Source organism: Mesorhizobium sp. 113-3-9 (assembly GCF_016756515.1).
Lineage (GTDB): Bacteria > Pseudomonadota > Alphaproteobacteria > Rhizobiales > Rhizobiaceae > Mesorhizobium.
In genome coordinates this window covers 313,071-331,621 of the sequence record NZ_AP023246.1, presented here as the reverse complement: position 1 = coordinate 331,621, position 18,551 = coordinate 313,071, and the positions used below count along the sequence as shown (strand labels likewise).

Annotated in this window: 16 protein-coding genes, 1 tRNA gene and 1 pseudogene; 8 read left to right on the top strand and 10 right to left on the bottom strand. The window is 64.1% G+C overall.

The window, feature by feature from the left end; all coding sequences use genetic code 11:
• Positions 1-159: 159 nt before the first annotated feature.
• Together MesoLj_RS01505 and MesoLj_RS01500 are read left to right on the top strand one after the other, a co-directional pair.
• Positions 160-546 (top strand): TIGR02300 family protein, encoded by a 387-nt coding sequence (locus MesoLj_RS01505; protein ID WP_202324856.1) that lies wholly within the window; start codon positions 160-162, stop codon positions 544-546.
• Positions 547-718: 172 nt separating this feature from the next.
• Positions 719-794, top strand: a tRNA-Ala gene (locus MesoLj_RS01500).
• 241 nt (positions 795-1,035) lie between these two features.
• Here MesoLj_RS01500 and MesoLj_RS36210 read toward each other — a convergent pair.
• Together MesoLj_RS36210 and MesoLj_RS01495 are read right to left on the bottom strand one after the other, a co-directional pair.
• A pseudogene (locus MesoLj_RS36210) lies at positions 1,036-1,214 on the bottom strand (L-rhamnose mutarotase); the annotation flags it as partial.
• Positions 1,215-1,280: 66 nt separating this feature from the next.
• A complete protein-coding gene (locus MesoLj_RS01495) occupies positions 1,281-1,955 on the bottom strand; it encodes a GntR family transcriptional regulator (RefSeq protein WP_056569295.1) in 675 nt (224 codons plus the stop codon).
• A 295-nt stretch (positions 1,956-2,250) separates the two neighbouring features.
• Here MesoLj_RS01495 and MesoLj_RS36805 point away from each other — a divergent pair, with 295 nt between their 5' ends.
• The 3 genes from MesoLj_RS36805 (at position 2,251) to MesoLj_RS01475 (ending at position 3,686) form a co-directional block, all read left to right on the top strand.
• A complete protein-coding gene (locus MesoLj_RS36805; protein ID WP_244735266.1) occupies positions 2,251-2,478 on the top strand; it encodes a hypothetical protein in 228 nt (75 codons plus the stop codon).
• Positions 2,479-2,540: 62 nt separating this feature from the next.
• Positions 2,541-3,101, top strand: a complete 561-nt coding sequence (msuE, locus tag MesoLj_RS01480) for an FMN reductase (RefSeq protein WP_202324855.1) — start codon at positions 2,541-2,543, stop codon at positions 3,099-3,101.
• 99 nt (positions 3,102-3,200) lie between these two features.
• Positions 3,201-3,686 (top strand): hypothetical protein, encoded by a 486-nt coding sequence (locus MesoLj_RS01475; RefSeq protein ID WP_202324854.1) that lies wholly within the window; start codon positions 3,201-3,203, stop codon positions 3,684-3,686.
• Between the two features lie 5 nt (positions 3,687-3,691).
• Here the strand turns inward: MesoLj_RS01475 and MesoLj_RS01470 are convergent, their stop codons facing one another.
• The 6 genes from MesoLj_RS01470 to MesoLj_RS01445 all read right to left on the bottom strand — a co-directional run bounded on the left by MesoLj_RS01470 (position 3,692) and on the right by MesoLj_RS01445 (position 12,184).
• Complete coding sequence (locus MesoLj_RS01470; RefSeq protein WP_202324853.1) at positions 3,692-4,225, bottom strand: hypothetical protein; 534 nt, start codon at positions 4,223-4,225, stop codon at positions 3,692-3,694.
• Complete coding sequence (locus MesoLj_RS01465) at positions 4,218-7,103, bottom strand: sarcosine oxidase subunit alpha family protein (protein WP_202324852.1); 2,886 nt, start codon at positions 7,101-7,103, stop codon at positions 4,218-4,220. Before MesoLj_RS01465 ends, MesoLj_RS01470 begins: the two co-directional genes overlap by 8 nt.
• Entirely contained in the window at positions 7,100-7,366 is a 267-nt protein-coding gene (locus tag MesoLj_RS01460; RefSeq protein ID WP_202324851.1) for a sarcosine oxidase subunit delta family protein, read from the bottom strand. Before MesoLj_RS01460 ends, MesoLj_RS01465 begins: the two co-directional genes overlap by 4 nt.
• A gap of 8 nt (positions 7,367-7,374) precedes the next feature.
• Positions 7,375-8,628 carry a sarcosine oxidase subunit beta gene (locus MesoLj_RS01455; RefSeq protein WP_140770076.1) on the bottom strand — a complete coding sequence of 418 codons (1,254 nt, stop codon included), beginning with the start codon at positions 8,626-8,628 and terminating at the stop codon, positions 7,375-7,377.
• 82 nt (positions 8,629-8,710) lie between these two features.
• Complete coding sequence (locus MesoLj_RS01450) at positions 8,711-11,122, bottom strand: GcvT family protein (protein WP_202324850.1); 2,412 nt, start codon at positions 11,120-11,122, stop codon at positions 8,711-8,713.
• Positions 11,123-11,524: 402 nt separating this feature from the next.
• Entirely contained in the window at positions 11,525-12,184 is a 660-nt protein-coding gene (locus MesoLj_RS01445; protein WP_181179700.1) for a TetR/AcrR family transcriptional regulator, read from the bottom strand.
• Positions 12,185-12,458: 274 nt separating this feature from the next.
• Between MesoLj_RS01445 and MesoLj_RS01440 the strand changes: the two genes are divergently transcribed.
• From MesoLj_RS01440 to MesoLj_RS01430, 3 genes are all read left to right on the top strand, one after another.
• Positions 12,459-13,898, top strand: a complete 1,440-nt coding sequence (locus MesoLj_RS01440) for an aldehyde dehydrogenase family protein (RefSeq protein ID WP_202324849.1) — start codon at positions 12,459-12,461, stop codon at positions 13,896-13,898.
• 54 nt (positions 13,899-13,952) lie between these two features.
• Positions 13,953-14,528, top strand: a complete 576-nt coding sequence (locus MesoLj_RS01435) for a DUF1349 domain-containing protein (RefSeq protein ID WP_202324848.1) — start codon at positions 13,953-13,955, stop codon at positions 14,526-14,528.
• Between the two features lie 94 nt (positions 14,529-14,622).
• Positions 14,623-15,615, top strand: a complete 993-nt coding sequence (locus MesoLj_RS01430; protein WP_244735265.1) for a hypothetical protein — start codon at positions 14,623-14,625, stop codon at positions 15,613-15,615.
• Here the strand turns inward: MesoLj_RS01430 and MesoLj_RS01425 are convergent.
• Together MesoLj_RS01425 and MesoLj_RS01420 are read right to left on the bottom strand one after the other, a co-directional pair.
• Complete coding sequence (locus MesoLj_RS01425) at positions 15,598-17,172, bottom strand: glycosyltransferase (RefSeq protein ID WP_202324846.1); 1,575 nt, start codon at positions 17,170-17,172, stop codon at positions 15,598-15,600. The genes MesoLj_RS01430 and MesoLj_RS01425 overlap by 18 nt on opposite strands.
• A complete protein-coding gene (locus MesoLj_RS01420) occupies positions 17,169-18,392 on the bottom strand; it encodes a glycosyltransferase family 4 protein (protein WP_202324845.1) in 1,224 nt (407 codons plus the stop codon). The genes MesoLj_RS01425 and MesoLj_RS01420 overlap by 4 nt, the downstream gene beginning before the upstream one ends.
• Positions 18,393-18,551 lie beyond the last annotated feature (159 nt).

Sequence of the window (18,551 nt, the reverse complement as noted above, 5' to 3'; positions counted from 1 at the left end):
TGCGGCGGTCTCGTATCACGGCGGGGCGAAATGGTCATCCCCATGGTCGTCACTTGCCGCGAGGCCTTTCAGGACTTGGTTTTGTGACGCCGGCTTTTGGCTTTGACAGCGCCGCAAACAGTGGTTAAGGGGACCACTCTTTTATTCACGAGGCTTGCCGTGGCAAAAACCGAACTTGGCACAAAGCGTATCGATCCCGAAACGGGTCGAAAATTCTACGACCTGAACAAGGACCCGATCGTCTCGCCCTATACCGGCAAGACCTATCCGCGTTCCTATTTCGAGGAGGGCAAGATCGCCGCCATCGAAGAGGAAGAGGAAGTGGCCGAGAAGGAAGTGGACGCCGAGGACGAAGAGGGCGTTGAAGTCGTCTCGCTCGAAGAGGCCGACGACGACGCCAAGGGCGACGACCTGCCCGATCTCGGCGACGACGAGGACGTTGATCTCGGCGACGACGAGGACGACACCTTCCTTGCCGACGAAGAGGAAGAAGACGACGACGTTGCCGACATGATCGGCGTCGGCGACGACGACGACGAGGTCTGATCGACCCGAGGGACAGGCGTTTGCAGGCTTTCTTGGCCTGTGAACAAAAAGCCGGCATTGAAGGCTTGATATCTGGGAAAGGCGGGGTTAGAAGCCGCCTGCACTAACGGCGCGGTGTTCCAACCCGCGCTGATCTCTTCGCCGGAAACGGCGCCGGTTGACTGCCGGAAGTGGGGCCATAGCTCAGTTGGGAGAGCGCTTGAATGGCATTCAAGAGGTCGTCGGTTCGATTCCGATTGGCTCCACCAAACAGTCTCTCAGCCAACCGCAACCGGTGAAAATGGGTCGCACGGCTTCGGGCCGCCCGGAAACAGCTCCGCTCACCAGAGGGTTGCGCCGACAATCCAGGGTTTCACCGCCTCGCTGCCGCGCCGCTCCTCCCCAAACAGGGCTCGCCGTCTGTTGCCCATTTCGGCGAGATCGATGACGAGCCTCGAGCCGGGCTCTCCTCGGCTCCGGTCACATTCTCGGCATCGCGGCCGCCGTGCCCGACTCGCCCATTCGCGCGGCATCCTGGGAGAAATCGCTGCCGTGATACTCCCAATAGGCGAAAAAGCAGGTTCTCGGGCTCACGCAGGAAGATGGAGTAGTTGCGGATGTTGGCGCGGCTGATGACTTTCCAGCACGTCTGGCCAGACGGCGGCGTGAACGCGCTTGTCTTCGGCGATCGCCTAGGCCTTCAGGCCGATGCAAAGTCCCATTCTCCGCATGTGCGGGCCGTCTCCGGTGCGGGTTCAGCCGAGAAGGTCGGCGGCGACTTCGAGCGTGTTGCGGAATGACGTCTCGAGATGGTGCTCCATTGCCTTCGCGGCGCCTTCGGCATCGTGTCGCTTCAGCGCGTCAAGGATGGCCTCGTGCTGCTCGATCGTCTGTTCGCCATAGCCGGGCTTGGGAATGGCGAGATAACGGCCACGATCCATCTGCGCCTTGGAAATGTCGACGGCCCGCCAGATCATCGGCAGGCCACAGATCTCGGCAATGGTACGATGGAAGACGTCGTCGAGCTGGATCGCGGTGGCGTACCGGCCGCGCGATATGGCCAGCCGGTGCGCCGCCATGTTGTCCTCAAGCAGTTCGGCGGCTGCGGGCGTCAGCTTCACGGCCGCACGCCTGGCGCTCTCCATCTCGAGCGCCCGGCGGATCACATAGGCCTCTTCCAGGTCGGCCCGGCTGATCGGCGCGACATAGGTGCCGGTCTGCGCCAGGATCTTGACCAGGCCCTCGTCGCTGATGCGCTTGACCGCTTCCCGAACCGGCGTCCGTGAGACACCGAGTGCCTCCGCGATGGCCACCTCGTTGATCACTTCCCCCGGCTTCATCTGTCCGACGACGATCAGATTACGGATCTTCTGATAGATCTGATCGCGGAGCGGCAGAGCCCGATTGAGGGTCGTGGGGTCCAGGTCCATGGCAAATCCGTAGCTTCGTTCACCGGAAATGATCAGATTATATTAGAATGTAAATTGGAATGCACCCAATGCGCGTGGCGGGCCGGCCCTTCGGCCGTCTCCGCCCTTATGGTCCGAAGAGAAAAAATCTAATCGTGGGCAACGATTTAGAATAAACTAACTCTACAGAATTTATAGAATAAGCAATCTGCATCGGCGATCTGTTTTCCGGACAGGACCACGCCATGCCAGCCCTTCTGCGCCCGCTTTCAACGCCGTCAGGTATAGCCCGCCGCTGGATCGCGGGAGGCCGGCCGTGACCGGGGACGTTTCCGATCGCAACAAGGTTCTCCGCTTCCCGCCGACGCTTGGCGACAGCCATTATCCCGGCACGGCCGAAGGCGGCAGGGCCGTCGATCTCCCCTATCCGATAGAGGTGGCGAAAGCCGCCGACATGCTGCACCATCCGGTGCGATGGAAGGACTCGATCCTCCGAAAATATATCCCTAGTGGCGACAGTCCGCCGCTGCACGCCTGGAGCTGATTTCCCACCGGCGGGCGGACGGCCCGCGCAGCAAAACTTCGACCATCAAGAGGCCCACTGCCATGTCAAACCCAACAGTCGTCGGCTTTTCCGGCAACATCACCCGGCCGTCAAAGACGCGCGCCTTCGTCGATCTGGTCACCAGGGACATCGCCGCGCGCCATGGCCTGTCGGCGAGCACCTATGACATAGAGGATGTCGGCCCATCGCTGGCCACGGCTAGGTGGGCGCGCGACCTCGACGGCCAGGCTCAACCGATCCTGGCCCAGATCCTCGCGGCCGATGTGCTGGTGGTCGGCTCGCCGACCTACAAGGGCAGCTACACCGGCCTGTTCAAGCACTTCTTCGACCTGATCGATCCGGCGGCGCTCCGGGGCAAGCCCATCGTGCTGACGGCGACCGGCGGCGGCGAGCGCCATGCCCTGATCGTCGAGCATCAGCTGCGGCCGCTGTTCGGCTTCTTCGAGGCCTTTGCCCTGCCGACCGCCGTCTATGCCACCGACAAGGATTTCACCGACGGCGTGCTGCGCTCCGAGGCCATACTGAAGCGCGCGGCGCAGGCGGTCGACGAGGTCGGCTTCGTGCTCGCCAACCGCTCGGCCGGCAGGATCGCCGCCGAATAGCAACCGATCGAAACCCGCACGGGCGGCACCCTCGCTTACCTGCAATTTACGACCGCCCGCTACAAAGTTCCTGTCTGATTCGTCCGGGACGGGAACACCATGAGCAAAGCCCTCACGACCTTCGCACTCGTCGCGGTGCTGACCGCCTTGCTGATGGCGTTGAGCCTGGCGGTGGCGCGGCATGGCTATCCCTATGGCGCGATCGGCGTCAGGCGCCTCGACGGCATTGCCGATGCCGGAACGTTCATTCCGCTCGCGGCAGTCTTTTTCTTCAGCGCGCTGCTGATGATGATCCTGCCGATCAGGGCGGCCAGCATCGTGCTGACCCATGCCGCCGACGCGATCTTCTGGACGGTGATCGTGCTGTTCGCCACCATCGTCGGCGGCCTGCTCGCCCGATGGGCTTTCGGTCAGGGCAGCGCTCTCATGGCGTTGCTGAACTGGCGCTTCCTGTTTGCCGTGGCGGTCGTCGGTTGCCACTTCGTCATGAACGAGCTGCGCCGCAACGTGCTGTTGCGCAGCCTGTTCTTCGTGATCTTCGCCGCCGCCACGCTGGCCTGCCTGTTCTGGTCGTTCACGCTCTGACCTGGCTATTTGCCGGCCGCGATGTGGCCCGCAGCCTGCGTCACCCACGTCCAGAGATAGGCCGCGAGACCGCGGTCGACATGGATGCGCAGCTTGCTTTCATGGCGATAGACGATGGCGCTGATGCCGGCGAAGGACAGTGCCGCACTGGCGCTTGACTGTCCGGGATCGAGCGTCGTTCCACGGGCGATGAAAGCGTCAAGCGCCGCACCCTCTGCCTCGAACACCTGTAGCCCGGCGCTGATCTCCGTCACCGCGAACCCTTGGCTGAACCACCCCGTGGCCATGCCGATGGGCGTGGCCGACACGGCAAGCAATCGGTCGCGTGCCAGACGAACCGAATAGCGTGCGCCCTCGGCCAGGCCGAACGCACCGACGGCCGTTCCATCGAAGCCGGATGCCCCGGCCCATGCCGCAAGGTCGCCGCTGACCAGACGTTGGTGCAGCCCGGCTACCGCACCTATCCTGAGCCCCGGCACCTCGATCGTGGCGTTCCGCCAGTCAGGTGCAACCGACCATTTTTCCGCCAGATCACGCATGGAGCCGCTCTCCCGCCGGGTCGAAGGCGCAAGGGGCGGCAATCGTCGCCGACCGAACCTTGCCGAGATGCTGGATTTCGATCGTCTCGCCGTGGCGGGCCGCGCCGCGCTCGATCAGGCCGAGCGCGACAGGCCGGCCAAGCGTCGGGCTCTGGTAGCTCGAGGTGACGAAGCCCTGGCTGTGCAGTCTGCCGTCGTTCCGCTTGATGCCGTGGGCGCCAGTTGGTAGCGGCGCTTCGCCAGACGGCACTGTCAGTCCGACAAGCTGCAGGCGGTTGCCGCGCGAGGCCTCCTCGGTGAACAGCGAACGGCGGCCGACATATTCGGTCTGTCGTTTGGTGCGGGGCGCTTCGCTGCCGAGGTCGTGCGGCAGCGTGGTGCCGTCGGTGTCCTTGCCGATGACGATAAAACCTTTCTCGGCGCGCAGGATCATCAGCGCTTCGAGGCCGATGATAACGGCGTCGAACGCCTGGCCGGCCTGGCGCAGATGCGCCCATAGCGGCTCGGCGCGATCGGCTCGGATCGAAATCTCATAGCTCCTGTCGCCGGTGAAGCTGACGCGGGCGACGCGGACCTCGTCACCGTCATAGCTGCCATGGCCGATCGCCATATGCGGCAGGTCGGCCTCGTCGAGCGAGAGGCCGAGATCGAGTGTCTGGAGCAGCTTGCGGGCGTTCGGCCCCGAAACGGTCAGCGTCGCCATGTCCGATGTGGCGTTGTGGATATAGACCGCGTCGCGGCCAAATCGATCCTGGCGCCATTCTTCCAGCCGCGCATGCACGGCAGCGACATGCGAGGATGAACACGACACGACGAAGCGATGCTCGTCCAGCCGAACCAGCACGCCGTCATCGAAGACCACGCCGTTCTCCGACAGCATGAAGCCGTAGCGGCAGCGGCCCGGCTTCAGCGTCGACATGGTGTTGTAGTAGAGGAAATCGACGAATTCGGCCGCCTTCGGGCCGATCACCTCGATCTTGCCCAGCGTCGAACCGTCGAACAGCGCGACCGACTGGCGCGCGCGCAACGCCTCGCCCTGGATGGCGCGATCCGCGTCAGCGCCGCGACCGCCATAATGGGCCGGCCGCAGCCAGCCGCCATATTCCTGGAAGACGGCGCCGCTGGCGCGATGCATAGTCTCCAGCGGTAGCCTGCGCACCGGTGCCATCAGCTCGCCGACGCGCGCGCCGGCAAAGCTTGCCAGTGGCACCGGCGTGAAGGGCGGACGGTAGGTGGTGGTGCCGACTTCCGGCACCGTGCGGCCGGTGATGCCGGCCATCAGCGCCAGGCCGGGCAGATTGGAGGTCTTGCCCTGGTCGGTTGCCATGCCGAGCGTGGTGTATCGCTTCAGGTGCTCGACCGAGACGAAGTTTTCGCGCGCCGCCAGTTCGACGTCCTTTACCGTCACGTCGTTCTGGTAGTCGATCCAGATGCGCCCTTTCGAACCGGGCACCGGCCAGGCCGCCGCTACGCCGCCCATTGCTTCCGGTCCCGTGCTGCGCGGCACGGCTGCCTTCGTCTGGCCGAGCAAGCCAACAGCTTTCTCCGAGCCGGCGAACACCTCCGACAAGGAGACCGCGCCAGCCGCGGCGCCGACGGCCGAAATGCCGTCGACCGGATCGCCTGGCAGGAAGGCGGCGCGTGCGTCGCTCCAGGCCAGCTTGCCCTTGGCCTGGCCGAAGAGATGAATGGTCGGCGTCCAACCGCCCGAGACCAGCACGCAATCGGCATCGAGCCTGGTGCCGTCATCCAGTGTTACGCCCTCGACCCGCAGTTTGCCCCTGGCGGAAGCAAGCGCCCTCCCTTTGACCAACCGCACCTTGGCCGGTGCGTCCGGCATGCCGTCGTGCCTGATGTCGACGAGCGTGACTTCTGCGCCGACCTCGGCCAGCGCGCCAGCGACCTCGTAAGCACTGTCATTGTTGGTGGCGGCGACGATGTGCCGCCCAACCAGCACCGCATGGCGCCTGAGATAGGCAAGTGCCGCGTCCGCCGACAGGATGCCCGGAAGGTCGTTGTTGGCAAAGGGCAGCGGCCGTTCGATGGCGCCGGTCGCCAGCACGATCTGGCGCGGCCGGACCCGCCATAGCGTGTCGCGCCGGCCATCGAAATGACGCTGGTTCAGCCCGACCAGATTGTGGTCGTAAATGCCGAAGGCGGTGGTCGCTGTCAGGATCAGGTGACCGTCCGTGCCAAGTTCCGCAACCGTCTCCTCGACCCACACGGAAGCTGGCTTGCCGTCGATCTCGCCGGCGCGGTGGCCAAGGGATCCACCCAGCCTCTGCTGGTCGTGGACCAGCGTGACGGAGAGGCCGGCGCCTGCCGCCAGCCTGGCCGCCGCCAATCCGGCTGGTCCCGCGCCGACAACCAGCACGTCGCAATGATGGTTGATCTGGTCAGCCGTGCCCGGCGATGTCCAGTCGGTGTCGGCCTTGCCCAGTCCAGCCATGGCGCGGATGCGCGGCTCGAACATGTGCCAGTCCGGCCACATGAAGGTCTTGTAGTAAAACGCCGCCGGAATGAAGCGCGAGAAGCGGTCGAGGAAGGCGTTGCGGTCGGCCAGCGCGCTGGGCGTCGCGTTGACGCTCTTCGCCACCAGCCCGTCGCGTGCCGGCTCGGTCGTGGCGCGCGTGTTCGGCGTCGCCCGTGGGCCGCCGACATCGACCAGCGCGTTTGGCTCCTCGACGCCTGCGCCCCAGATGCCGCGCGGCCGGTGGTATTTGAAGCTGCGGCCGACAACCGCGACATCGCCGGCCAGCAGCGCCGAGGCGATGGTGTCGCCGGCAAAGCCGTCCACGGTTGCACCATCGAAGCTGAAGCGGATCGGGCGCGAGCGGTCGATGGCGCTGCCGCCGGTGGCGAGGCGCGAGGCGGTCACGCGGCGTGCTCCCCGTCGAGCGCTGCCGAGGACAGCACCTTGTGCGTGACCGTGTCACGTTCCATGACGAAGAACTCGCCGCAATTCATGTGCACCCAGATCTCGCGTGCCGCGCCCTTCGGGTTGCCGCGCAGATAGAGGTAATTTGCCCAGCGCTCGATCGGCACGTCGGCGCCATCGGGCCTGGCATTGCCGGCATCGCCGCCATAGTGGAACTCGGTCTCGTCGCGCGGGCCGCAGAACGGGCAAGGGAAAAGCTGCATAGGAACCTCTAATGCGCGATGCCGGAGCCGGCCGCTTCGTCGATCAGTCGCCCGCTGGTGAAGCGGTCGAGATCGAAGGGACGGCTGACGTCGTTGTGCTTGCCCGTGGCCAGCAGGTTCGCCAGCAGCGTGCCGCCGGCGGGAATGGCCTTGAAGCCGCCCGTGCCCCAGCCGCAATTGAGGAACAAATTGGGCAGCGGCGAGGGACCGATGATCGGCGAAGAGTCCGGCACGACGTCGACAATGCCGGCCCATTGCCGCATCAGCTTCAACTGGCCGAAGATCGGGAACATCTCCAACAGTCCGGCAATGACGGCTTCCAGCGTCGGTAAATTGCCGCGTTGCGCATAGGAGGGGATGCGGTCGAGCCCGCCGCCAATGACGATCTCGCCCTTGTCCGATTGGCTGACATAGACGCCGCAGCCGGGCGACAGCACCACCGTGTCGAGGATCGGTTTCACCGGTTCGGAAACGCAGGCCTGCAGGGCATAGGAATTGATCGGCAGCCGGAAGCCGGCCTTGGCCGCCAGCACCGAGGAATGGCCGGCCACGGCCATGCCGATGCGCTCGGCTCGGATCGCGCCGCGCGTCGTCTGGACGCCGCGGCAGCGGCCGCCCTCGACGATGAAGTCGGTGATCTCGCAATTCTGGATGATATCGACGCCGAGCCGGTTCGCCGCCCGGGCATAACCCCAGGCGACAGCATCGTGGCGGGCCGTGCCGGCGCGGCCTTGCCAGATGCCGCCGAACACGGGAAAGCGCGCATCCGGCGAAAAATTGTAGATCGGCGCCACGCGGCGCACATCCTCGGGTGAAAACAGCTCCGCATCGATGCCGTTGATCTGCATGGCGTTGACGGTGCGGGCGCCGATCTCCATTTCGGCGGTCGAGTGGCAGAGATTGACCATGCCGCGCTGCGACAGCATGACGTTGTAGTTCAGGTCCTTCGACAGGCCTTCATAGAGCCGGTGCGCCAGTCCGTAGAGCTCGACGCTTTCCGGATAATAGTAGTTGGAGCGCACCACCGTGGTGTTGCGGCCGGTGTTGCCGCCGCCGATCCAGCCTTTTTCCAACACGGCCACCCGGGCGATGCCGTGATTCTTGGCCAGGTAATAGGCCGTCGCCAGCCCATGGCCGCCACCGCCGATGACGATCGCGTCATAGGACGGTTTCGGCTCGGGTGAGCGCCAGGCCTGCTTCCAGCCGGTCTGGCCGGCCAGGCCTTCCTTGAACAGCGACAGAGCGGAATAGCGTCTGGTCATGGCGTGCCGGACAGGCCTGATTTCAGGGAGCGGGCGTGGATCATGGCATGGTCTTCAGCATGGACGGCACCGGTTCGATCGATCATGCCCGCATCGCCTTGCCCAGTGGATCGTAAGGCGACGAAGCGATGACGCGCGCACCTCTTTCGACGCCGACGATATGGGTTGTCAACTCAGTATCGACATCGGTGACATCGCTATCGACAAGCGCCATGGCGAGGCTCTTGCCGACCGTATGGCCATAGCCGCCGGAAGTGACGAAGCCGGCAAGCTTGCCTCCGCTCCAGACCGGTTCGTAGCCGCTGGCGTCGGCATCCGCGGCATCGATCTCGATCGTCACCAGCGTGCGCCTGGCGCCGGCCTTCCGCTCTTTCAGCGCCGCTTCGCGGCCGATGAAGTCGCCCTTGTCGAAAGCGATCCAGCGGTCCATGCCGGTCTCGGCCGGTGTGTAATCCTGCGTGAACTCACGCGACCAGATGCCAAAACTCTTTTCGAGCCGCAGCGAATTGACCGCGCCGAAGCCGTATTCGGTGACGCCGAGGTCGCTGCCTGCCGCAAGCAGCGCTCGGCGCAGCCCCGCATGCTCATTGGCCTGGCAATGGATTTCGTAGCCGAGTTCGCCGATGACCGAGAGCCGCCCGACCTTGGCTCGAACCAGGCCGACATCCAGCGTCTTGCAGGTGAGGAAACCGAAGGCCTGGTGCGAGACATCCTGGTGCGTCAGCCGTTCGAGCAGACGGCGGGCATTGGGGCCGGCGAGCGAAAAGCCGACGACCGCGTCCGAAATGTCGCGTACGGCAACGCCCTCGCCGAGATGCTGTTCGAACCAGCGCATGTGCCATTGGCGCAGATAGTAGGACCCCATGATCCACCAGCTGCCGTCACCCCAGTTGAAAACGGTCAGGTCGCCCTTGAGCTTGCCGTTTTCGCCCAGCATCGGCGCCAGTTTCGCGCGGCCCGGCTTGGGAAGGGCGCAGGCCAGCAACCGGTCGAGCCAGGCTTCCGCTTGCGGTCCGGTGATCTCGTAGCGCGAGAAGGCGGAGATATCGAGCAGGCCGACGCCTTCGCGTACCTTGCGGCATTCCCGGGCGACGATGTCGAAGGCATTGGAGCGCTTCAGCGTCGGTGTTTCGACGAAACCTTGCGGCGCGAAATAGAGCGGCACTTCCATGCCCCAGGAATTGCCCCAGCGCGCGCCGGCCGCATCCATGGCGTCATGCGCGCCGGCGGTCTTCAGCGGTCGTCCCGCGGGCAATTGCTCGTTGGGATAGCTCATGACGAAGCGGCGCGAATAGAACTGCCCGGTCGTCTGCTTGATGTATTCGCGGTTGGAGGCGAAATCGCCGTAGCGGGCGATGTCCATGCCGTAGACATCGGCTTCCGGCTCGCCATGGATCATCCACTCGGCCAGCGACTTGCCGACGCCGCCGCCTTGCAGGAAGCCGGCCATGACACCGCAGGCCACCCAGTAGTTGGGAACGCCGCGCACCGGGCCGACCAGCGGATTACCGTCCGGCGAGAAGGTGAAGGCGCCGTTCACCCAGCGCTTGATGCCGGCCGTCTCCAGGCAGGGATAGCGGCTGAAGCCGAGCGCCAGCTCGTTGGCGATGCGGTCGGTGTCCTCCTGGATCAGCTCGATGCCGTAATCCCAGGGTGCGCCGTCCATGTTCCAGTGCTTGTGGTTGATCTCGTAGATGCCGAGCAGCAGCCCCTTCTGCTCCTGGCGCATATAGGTGAAGCCCTCGAGGTCGACGATCAGCGGCAATTCCCGGTCGAGCGCCTGGATCTCGGGCAGCGCTTCGGTGACGAGATAGTGATGCTCCATTGGCGAAACCGGCAGGTCGATGCCGGCCATCCGGCCGATTTGCTTGGCCCACAATCCGCCGGCGTTGACGACGTGCTCGGCAATGAGAGTGCCTTTCTCGGTGACCACGTCCCAGCTACCGTCGACGCGACGGTTGAGTTCCAGAACGCGGTTGTGCTCGATGATGTCGGCGCCGCGTTTCCTTGCCGCCTTGGCATAGGCGTGGACGACGCCCGAGGGGTCGATATGGCCTTCTCGTGCCGCATAAAGGCCGCCCAGTATGCCGTCGGTATTGAGGATTGGGCAGCGTTGCTTGATCTCGTCGACGCCGACCAGATGGACATCGTCTATGCCCATGGTCTGGAAGATGCGGTAGGAGGCTTTCAGCCATTCCCAGCGCTCCGGTGCCGAGGCAACCGAAATGCCGCCGGTCATGTGCATGCCGATGTTCTGGCCCGATTCCTTTTCGACCTCCGACAGCAGATCGATCGTGTAGGCCTGCAGCGCGGCGATGTTGGGGTCGGCGTTCAGCGCGTGGAAGCCGCCGGCCGCGTGCCAGCTCGACCCGGCTGTCAGCACCTCGCGTTCGATCAGTGCGACATCACTCCAGCCGAACTTCGCCAGGTGATAGAGCACCGAGGCTCCAACCACGCCGCCGCCAATAACGATCGCCCTGTATTGGGATTTCATCCTGCTGCACTCCACCCGGTATGGCGGCGCACCCTACTGGCATTGGACATATGTGTCCAGTGTGTTGCGAACAACGGATCGCACCATCATTCCGAGACCTCTCGCCATGTCCAGAGAGGCGAACATTCATCGCTTCGTCATCCTGGAGCGAAGCGACGCAGCGCAGACCCCTGGAGCTGCTCCGCAGCCCAAGGGATCCATGCCGGGACTCCTGAGCGTTGCAACGGTGCAGAATTCTGCTCTGCTGCACTCCACGGTTAAGGTCACGGAATGGATCCCAGGGCCTCCGCGACGGAGCTTCGCTCCTGCTTCGTCCGGGGATGACGAAGTTGGGGAGGCTTCGGCCAACCTCGTCTGGCGTCGGGCAGGATCGTCAGGCCGAGGTGGCCGATGGTTGCGCGCCTACCGTTTGCCGGAAAGCGTCTTCTCGACATAGCGCGCGAAGTCCTCGACATCTTCCGCCGGCGGCTCCTGGCCGGTGAAGCTGCGCAGATAGGAGGCGACGTGGGTGAGGCGGGTGCTCATCGGTTCGTTGAGCTCGAGCGAGTAATAGCCGATTTGCATGAAATAGAGGACACGGGCCCGCACGAATGCGTCTTCTTCCTCGTAGCCATGGCGCTTGAACATGTCGCGTATGGCACTGACACGCTCTTCGTCGGCCTCGTCGAGCGCGCGCCGGATTGCGGGAGAGCGGCGGGCCCAGGCCCTGATCGCGAAGTCCAGCCGGGGGTCGAACAGCTTTTCATCCACCCAGCATTCAAAAATGCTCATCACCCCACGAATGACGGTCGCCGAGGGCCGCGAGGCGCGTTCGACGATGAACCTGGTGTTGGTCTGCCGCCAGTAGCCCAGCAATTGATCGAGCAGATCCTGCCGGCTCTTGAAATACCAGTAGAAACTGGAGCGCGAGACGTCGAGCTGCTGGCCAAGCGTCAGCACGCGGACGCGTTCGACACCGTCGGAGATCAGCGTTTCAAGCGCCAGCTTCAGCCAGTCTTCACGAGTGGCCTTGATGTTGCCGGTGGCGCCGGCGCGCTGGATCGTCGTTTCGATTGCTGCCATCAGCACGACGCATGACATGCCGGATCAGGCAAATCAAGGTCGTGGACACCTATGTACAGGGCAATTCGTTTAAGCCGCGATGACATCTGGCCGACGTTGGCCGGATTGCAGGTTCATGGGTGCCGGCCCCTGCCGTCCCATCAAAGCCAGGACAGGCCCGGGGTTTTTGTCGCGGCGGCTCGGCCAGTGCGTGCTTTCCCGCAACACAATTGTCTGGCAAATACCAGTTCGGACAGATGCCGCCGCGCGGCCAACCAGCAGGAAAGACCAGGACATGGCTCAGTTTCGAAAAAACCTCATCGATGGCGAATGGGTCGGCGACGCCGGGTCCCGCAACATCAACCCCTCGGACACCGGCGACGTCGTCGGCGAATACGCCTCGGCGGGCGTCGAACAGGCTAGCCAAGCGATCGCCGCGGCCAAGGCGGCGTTCCCGGCATGGTCCCGCTCCGGTCCGTTGGCGCGCCACGCGGTGCTGAAGAAGGCGTCCGACGAGATCATGGCGCGCAAGGACGAGATCGGCCGCAACCTGGCACGCGAGGAAGGCAAGACGCTGGCCGAAGGCATCGGCGAAACCATCCGCGCCGCCCAGATCTTCGATTTCTTTGCCGGCGAAACATTGCGGCTGACCGGAGAGATGGTTCCGAGCGTGCGGCCGGGCGTCGGTGTCGAGATCACGCGTGAAGCGGTCGGCGTCGTCGGCATCATCACGCCGTGGAATTTCCCCATCGCCATTCCGGCCTGGAAGATCGCGCCGGCGCTGGCTCACGGCAACACCATCGTCTTCAAGCCGGCGGAACTCGTTCCCGAGAGCGCCTGGTCGATCGTCGACATCCTGCATCGCGCCGGCCTGCCCAAGGGCGTGCTCAACCTTGTCATGGGCAAGGGTTCGGTGGTCGGCCAGGCCATGCTCGACAGCCCCGACGTCAATGCCATCACCTTCACCGGCTCGGTCGGCACGGGAAAGCGCGTCGCCGCCGCGAGCGTGGAACACATGCGCAAGTTCCAGCTCGAAATGGGCGGCAAGAACCCGCTGGTCGTGCTTGACGATGCCGATCTTGCGGTCGCCGTCGATTGCGCGCTCAACGGCGCCTTCTTCTCGACCGGCCAGCGCTGCACGGCCTCGTCCAGACTGATCGTGACCGAAGGTATCCATGACCGTTTCGTCGATGCGCTGAAGGAGCGGATGGGCAAGCTGGTGATCGGCGATGCGCTCGATGCGCAGACCCAGATCGGCCCGGTCGTCGATGCCACGCAGCTGAAGCAGGACGAGGACTACATCGCCATCGGTGTCAGGGAAGGCGCCACGCTCGCCTTCGGCGGCGAACGGCTCGACCGCAAGACGCCGGGCTTCTATCTCAGCCCCGCGCTGCTGACCGAGGCCACCAATGCCATGCGCAGTTCGCGCGAGGAGATTTTCGGGCCGGTCGCCAGCGTCATCCGCGTCAAGGACTATGACGAGGCGCTTGCCGTCGCCAACGACACGCCCTTCGGGCTGACCTCGGGCATCTGCACCTCGAGCCTCAAGCACGCGACCCACTTCAAGCGCAATTCGGAAGCCGGCATGGTGATGGTCAACCTGCCGACGGCGGGTGTCGATTTCCATGTGCCCTTCGGCGGCCGCAAAGGCTCGAGCTATGGCCCGCGCGAACAGGGCCGCTATGCCATGGAGTTCTACACCACGGTGAAGACCGCCTATACATTCGCGGGCTGATGAGGCGCCGGCCTGTCGGGCCGGCGAACCTTCGCATGGAACCGGCATGAGGCAATGACATTGCAGGACCTGACCTGGCTGAACCCGCCGCCGCATCACGCCATTGACGGTGATGCGGTGCGCGTGCGCACCGGCAAGGAGACCGATTTCTGGCGCGAGACCTTCTACGGCTTCTGGCGCGACAACGGCCACTTCCTGCATCGGCAAGTCGAGGGCGATTTCACCGCCGAAGTCACCGTCAAGGGCGACTACAAGGTGCTCTATGACCAGGCCGGGCTGATGGTCCGGCTGAGCGAAACGCACTGGATCAAGGCCGGCATCGAATACACCGACGGCCTCGCCTATTTCTCCGTCGTGGTCACCAACGACACATCGGACTGGTCGCTGGTGGCCATTCATGCCGGTCCCAATGGCGTCAGCATCCGCCTGACCCGCCATGGCGAGGCGATCCGCGTCCAGTATCTCGATGCTTCGGACGGTCACTGGAAGCCGGTGCGGCTCGCCTATTTCCCGACCTCGAAGACGGTCGATGTCGGCATGATGTGCTGCTCGCCACAGCGCGAGGGTTTCGAAGTCACATTTTCCGGATTTTCGGTCGGCCCGCCGATTTCGAGGGAATTGCACGTCTGACGATTGGAATCGCGGGCTCTCGCATGGCCTGTGGGCACAGACCGGCAGGACATTGCTGCCGCTACCGTGTCTGGGCTAAGCGTTGCCGATGGGCATGAAGCGTTGGTGGGCCAAACGCAAAAAAGCTGTGTATTCCAAGGCGCTGAGATTCTTCAGCGTTCCTCCCGTGCTGTGGTCGCAAGGGATCGGGCATTTCTGCGATTTTGCCGGGCCTGACTGGTATCGCCGCGCACTGACCGAATCGACCCAGGGCGAGGCCTTTTTCCGCGACCACTATAGCGGCGCGCACGGCATCGTCTGGGTTCGGCTGAGCAGCTTGGCCAGGGTTTCGCGAACCTGCGATCTCGACACGTTCACCCGGGTAGCCCTGCCGACCATCAGGGCGCCCTTCATCCTGCTGACCACCGACGGCGATGCATCGGTGCCATCGGACCTGGCAAGAGATACCGTCGAGCGGCTTCTTGCCAACCCCTATCTGGTGTCCTGGTACAGCCAGAACTGCGACGGTGATCATCCCAGGATCAAGCCGTTTCCGATCGGGCTGGACCTCCATACACCACGTTCCCTTGCCACGCCCACCGGCATGGTTCGGCAGTTGCAAGCCCTGCGCCGCCGGCAGGGGGATGCGGATCGCCGCCCACCCAGGGTGTTCTGCGATTTCAGCATCAGCAGGGGCTCCAGCCAGCGTCGAGAAGTGCTTGATGCCCTGGACGGATGCCCACATGTCGATTTCCTCGGGAAACGTGTGTCGCAGCGCGCGATCTGGGAGCTGTATGCGCAATACCCGCTCGTGCTCTCGACCACGGGAAATGGCCTGGACTGCCACCGGACATGGGAACTGCTTTATCTCGGCTGCATCGTGGTGACCAAGACATCGCCGATGGACCCTCTCTACGAAGGCCTGCCTGTCATCATTGTCGAGGATTGGCACGAGGTCAGGGATCCAGAAGCGCCGCAACGCTGGATCGACGAAGTCGCCCATCTGACGGATCCGAACTATGTCTGGGAGCGCTTGCGCCCGCAAACCTGTCTGGAGCCGCTCAGGCAGGCGCTTCGGCAGGCCGCCGCTTCACCAGGGGACGTGTAGTATCTCCAGCTTCGGCAGGCCGGCCGGCCTGATGCCGAGATCGTTGGCGAGCACGCCAAAAGCTTCGGTCTCGATCAGGTCGCGGTAGGGAATTTCAGGGAAGCGAAGGCCGCCGCGATGCAAGGCGGCATCGACCAGCAGCATCGTTCCGCCGACCGCGTCCAGGTCGATGATGTCGAGATGCCTGACATCACTGAGATGATATCGACTTGGTGTCTGCGCCGAAGGCTGGTGAAGGCCGCCGCGTATCTCGCGGTAGTAGCGATAATCCTTGATCTGCCGCCTGATGATGAAGCTGTTCAGGTCGAAGCTGCCGCCATTGGCGATCTTCACGCAGTTGGGCACCGCGATGCGATGCCCGGTGGCGATCAACTGGTTCAGCGCATCGCCGGGAAAGCGCCAGACGTCGATATCGATCCACAACGCCCAGTCGTCGTCTTCCTTCAGCCCGTGATCGATCAGGTAATTCCGCACCTTGGCGATCGCGCCGCGCCTGACGCGTTGCATCCGAGGCTTTGCCCGCTTTGTCCTGTCGAGCCTGGTGCCGACCTGTCGCTGCAGCAGCACGACGTCGCGATATTTGCCGGCCAGTCCCGCTGTCGCGGCCTGCAGCCGCTCCCAACTCCCGTCCAGGCTGTCGCCTTCGCAGAAGACCAGCTTGATCCTGTCCTTGGCGTAGTCGAGCCCGTCCAGCGCATCGAGAAAAGGCTGGATAAGGTCGGCGGCATCGCGAAGCGGCACCAGAACGGCAATATTGCCGCCCAGGGGCGGCGGTGCCGAGAGGACAGCCTTGTCGACGCTGGCTTTTGCCACGGCCTCATCCAGATACGCACCGCGCGTCAGGAGGTACCAAAGCCGATAGGCCCGGTTGCGAAGCTTGGTTGTCCATTTCGGCGGCGGCTCCGGGGTCCACCATGTGCCGGCCCAGTGATGGATCGAAAGCGGCGCCGTATCGTCGCCGGCCTCGCGCTCGGTGCTCCCGACCGACGTCACCGGCGCAAACAGGCCGGAGGGATGGATGGCGAAGGCCGCCTGATCGCTGTAGCCGCGCTGGGCGGAGGTCAAGAGGCAAGGACCGGTCGCGTCGAGTATGTCCTTGGCGCCGGCGAGCCCGGGCATCATCGACAGAAGATGCATCCAGAACGGATGACGGGGCGGGCTCGCCATCGTCCCGTTGAACAGGAGGTAGGGCAGGCCCCGGAAATCCGCCTGGACGGCCGCATGCGAAGCCGGCTCCTTGCACAGCACGACACGGGTCTCGTCCATGATCGGATCGAAGGCCGCGACGCATTCGCAGTCTATGTCGGCATAGACCCCGCCAAAATGATGCAGCAGCATGTAGCGCGCCGCATCCGAGCGCTGCACGCCGTTCGTGTAGCTGCAGAACATTGGCAGGAAATCAGGGTAGTGCTCGGCCACGAATTCGAGCAGCATCCGGTCGCTCCAGAACATCACCGTCCAGTGTGGATTGTGCTGTTTCCAGCTCTCGGCATACGCCTGGAAGCGTGCGGGAACGCTGTCGGTCTTCCATGTCTGGTGCAGGATCGGCGGGATCATACGGTCGCACCGTTTAGTCCAAGCCCGTTGCGAACGGCGTCGCGGATCGCTTGTGGGCCGAACCTTGCCCATACCGCCTGATACGCGCGAAGGCGTTGCCGCGCCCTGCGTTCGGGGTCGAGACAAAGTTCGATGGCCGTCTCGGCAAGCGTTTCGTCGGAGTGAGACAGCAGCACCTCCTCATTTTCGACCAGGTCCAGACCTTCGGCCGCGATCGGCGTGGCGACCACCGGCACGCCCGCGGCCATTGCTTCCAGGATCTTGATGCGTGTGCCGCCGCCCGCCGTCAGCGGGACGATGGTGAGATGCGCGCTGGACAACAGTGGCGCGACATCCGCGGGATCTTCGATGAGCTCCACACCAGGCAATCCGGCCAGTGCCCGCACCTCCGGTCTTGGTGTGCGTCCAGCCAGGACGAGCCTGGCATCCGGCAGGGCGTTTCGGATACGGGGCAATATGACACTGGCCAACCGCTGCGCGGCATCGACGTTTGGCGGATAGGCGAGATGGCCGATGAACACGATCACCGGAAAGCCGTTGCCGGTTGCCGGCTCGGCAGGCAGGTGCCCGGGACCATTGCCGGCTTGCGGAATTCCGTTCGGAACGACGTCGATCGGGATATTGTGCCGGGAAAGCGTCATCAGCTTCTGGCGATCCAGGTTCGAGCAGACCCATACCCTGTCGACAACGGATAGTGCCTTCCTCTCGAGGAACCTGACGCCGAATGAAGCCGCGGTTCGCTTGGTGCTGAGATGCCTGATCTGTCCGGCCAGGTCGGATTCGACATTGTGCATGTCGAGAATGAGCTGCTCCGCCAGCGGTCTGATAGGCCGCATCAGCTTGAACAGGCTGATGCTCTCGATGACGATAGTGTCCGGGCGGAATTCACCGATCAGCGTCTCAAGCCGCGTCAGGGCGGAACGCGGTATGCGATTCTCCGCCCTTGAGCGCCACCAACCGATCGAGGCCGTGCGGGGCTCTCCCTCGGCCGACAGGGCCTCTACGCGGATCAATGGATCAGGCACGTTTCCTTCTGTCTTTGGTCGCACCGAAACCAGGCAGACCGGGCCGAACCCGGCGGCCGCTTCAGCGTTGCGGTAGTTTCTCAGATCCGAACCCGAAGCGGGTGGGAAGCTCGGGTCGTGCGACACGATCAGCGTACGCTTCCGGGCCGTCCGCTCGGGCGAGCCGACAGCCGGTCGCGCGCCTGGGCCGTTCAAAGCGGACGCCTGGGGCGTTGTTCCAGGCAGAGGGCCCAATTCAGATGGCATTCATAACGATTCCGTGACCACAAGCATCGATGCCACCTTGTTTAGCTGAACAAGGCTTTCGTCAAGCACTGTATATTTCTGAATACTTCAGCCCCGAGCCCTCGGCGG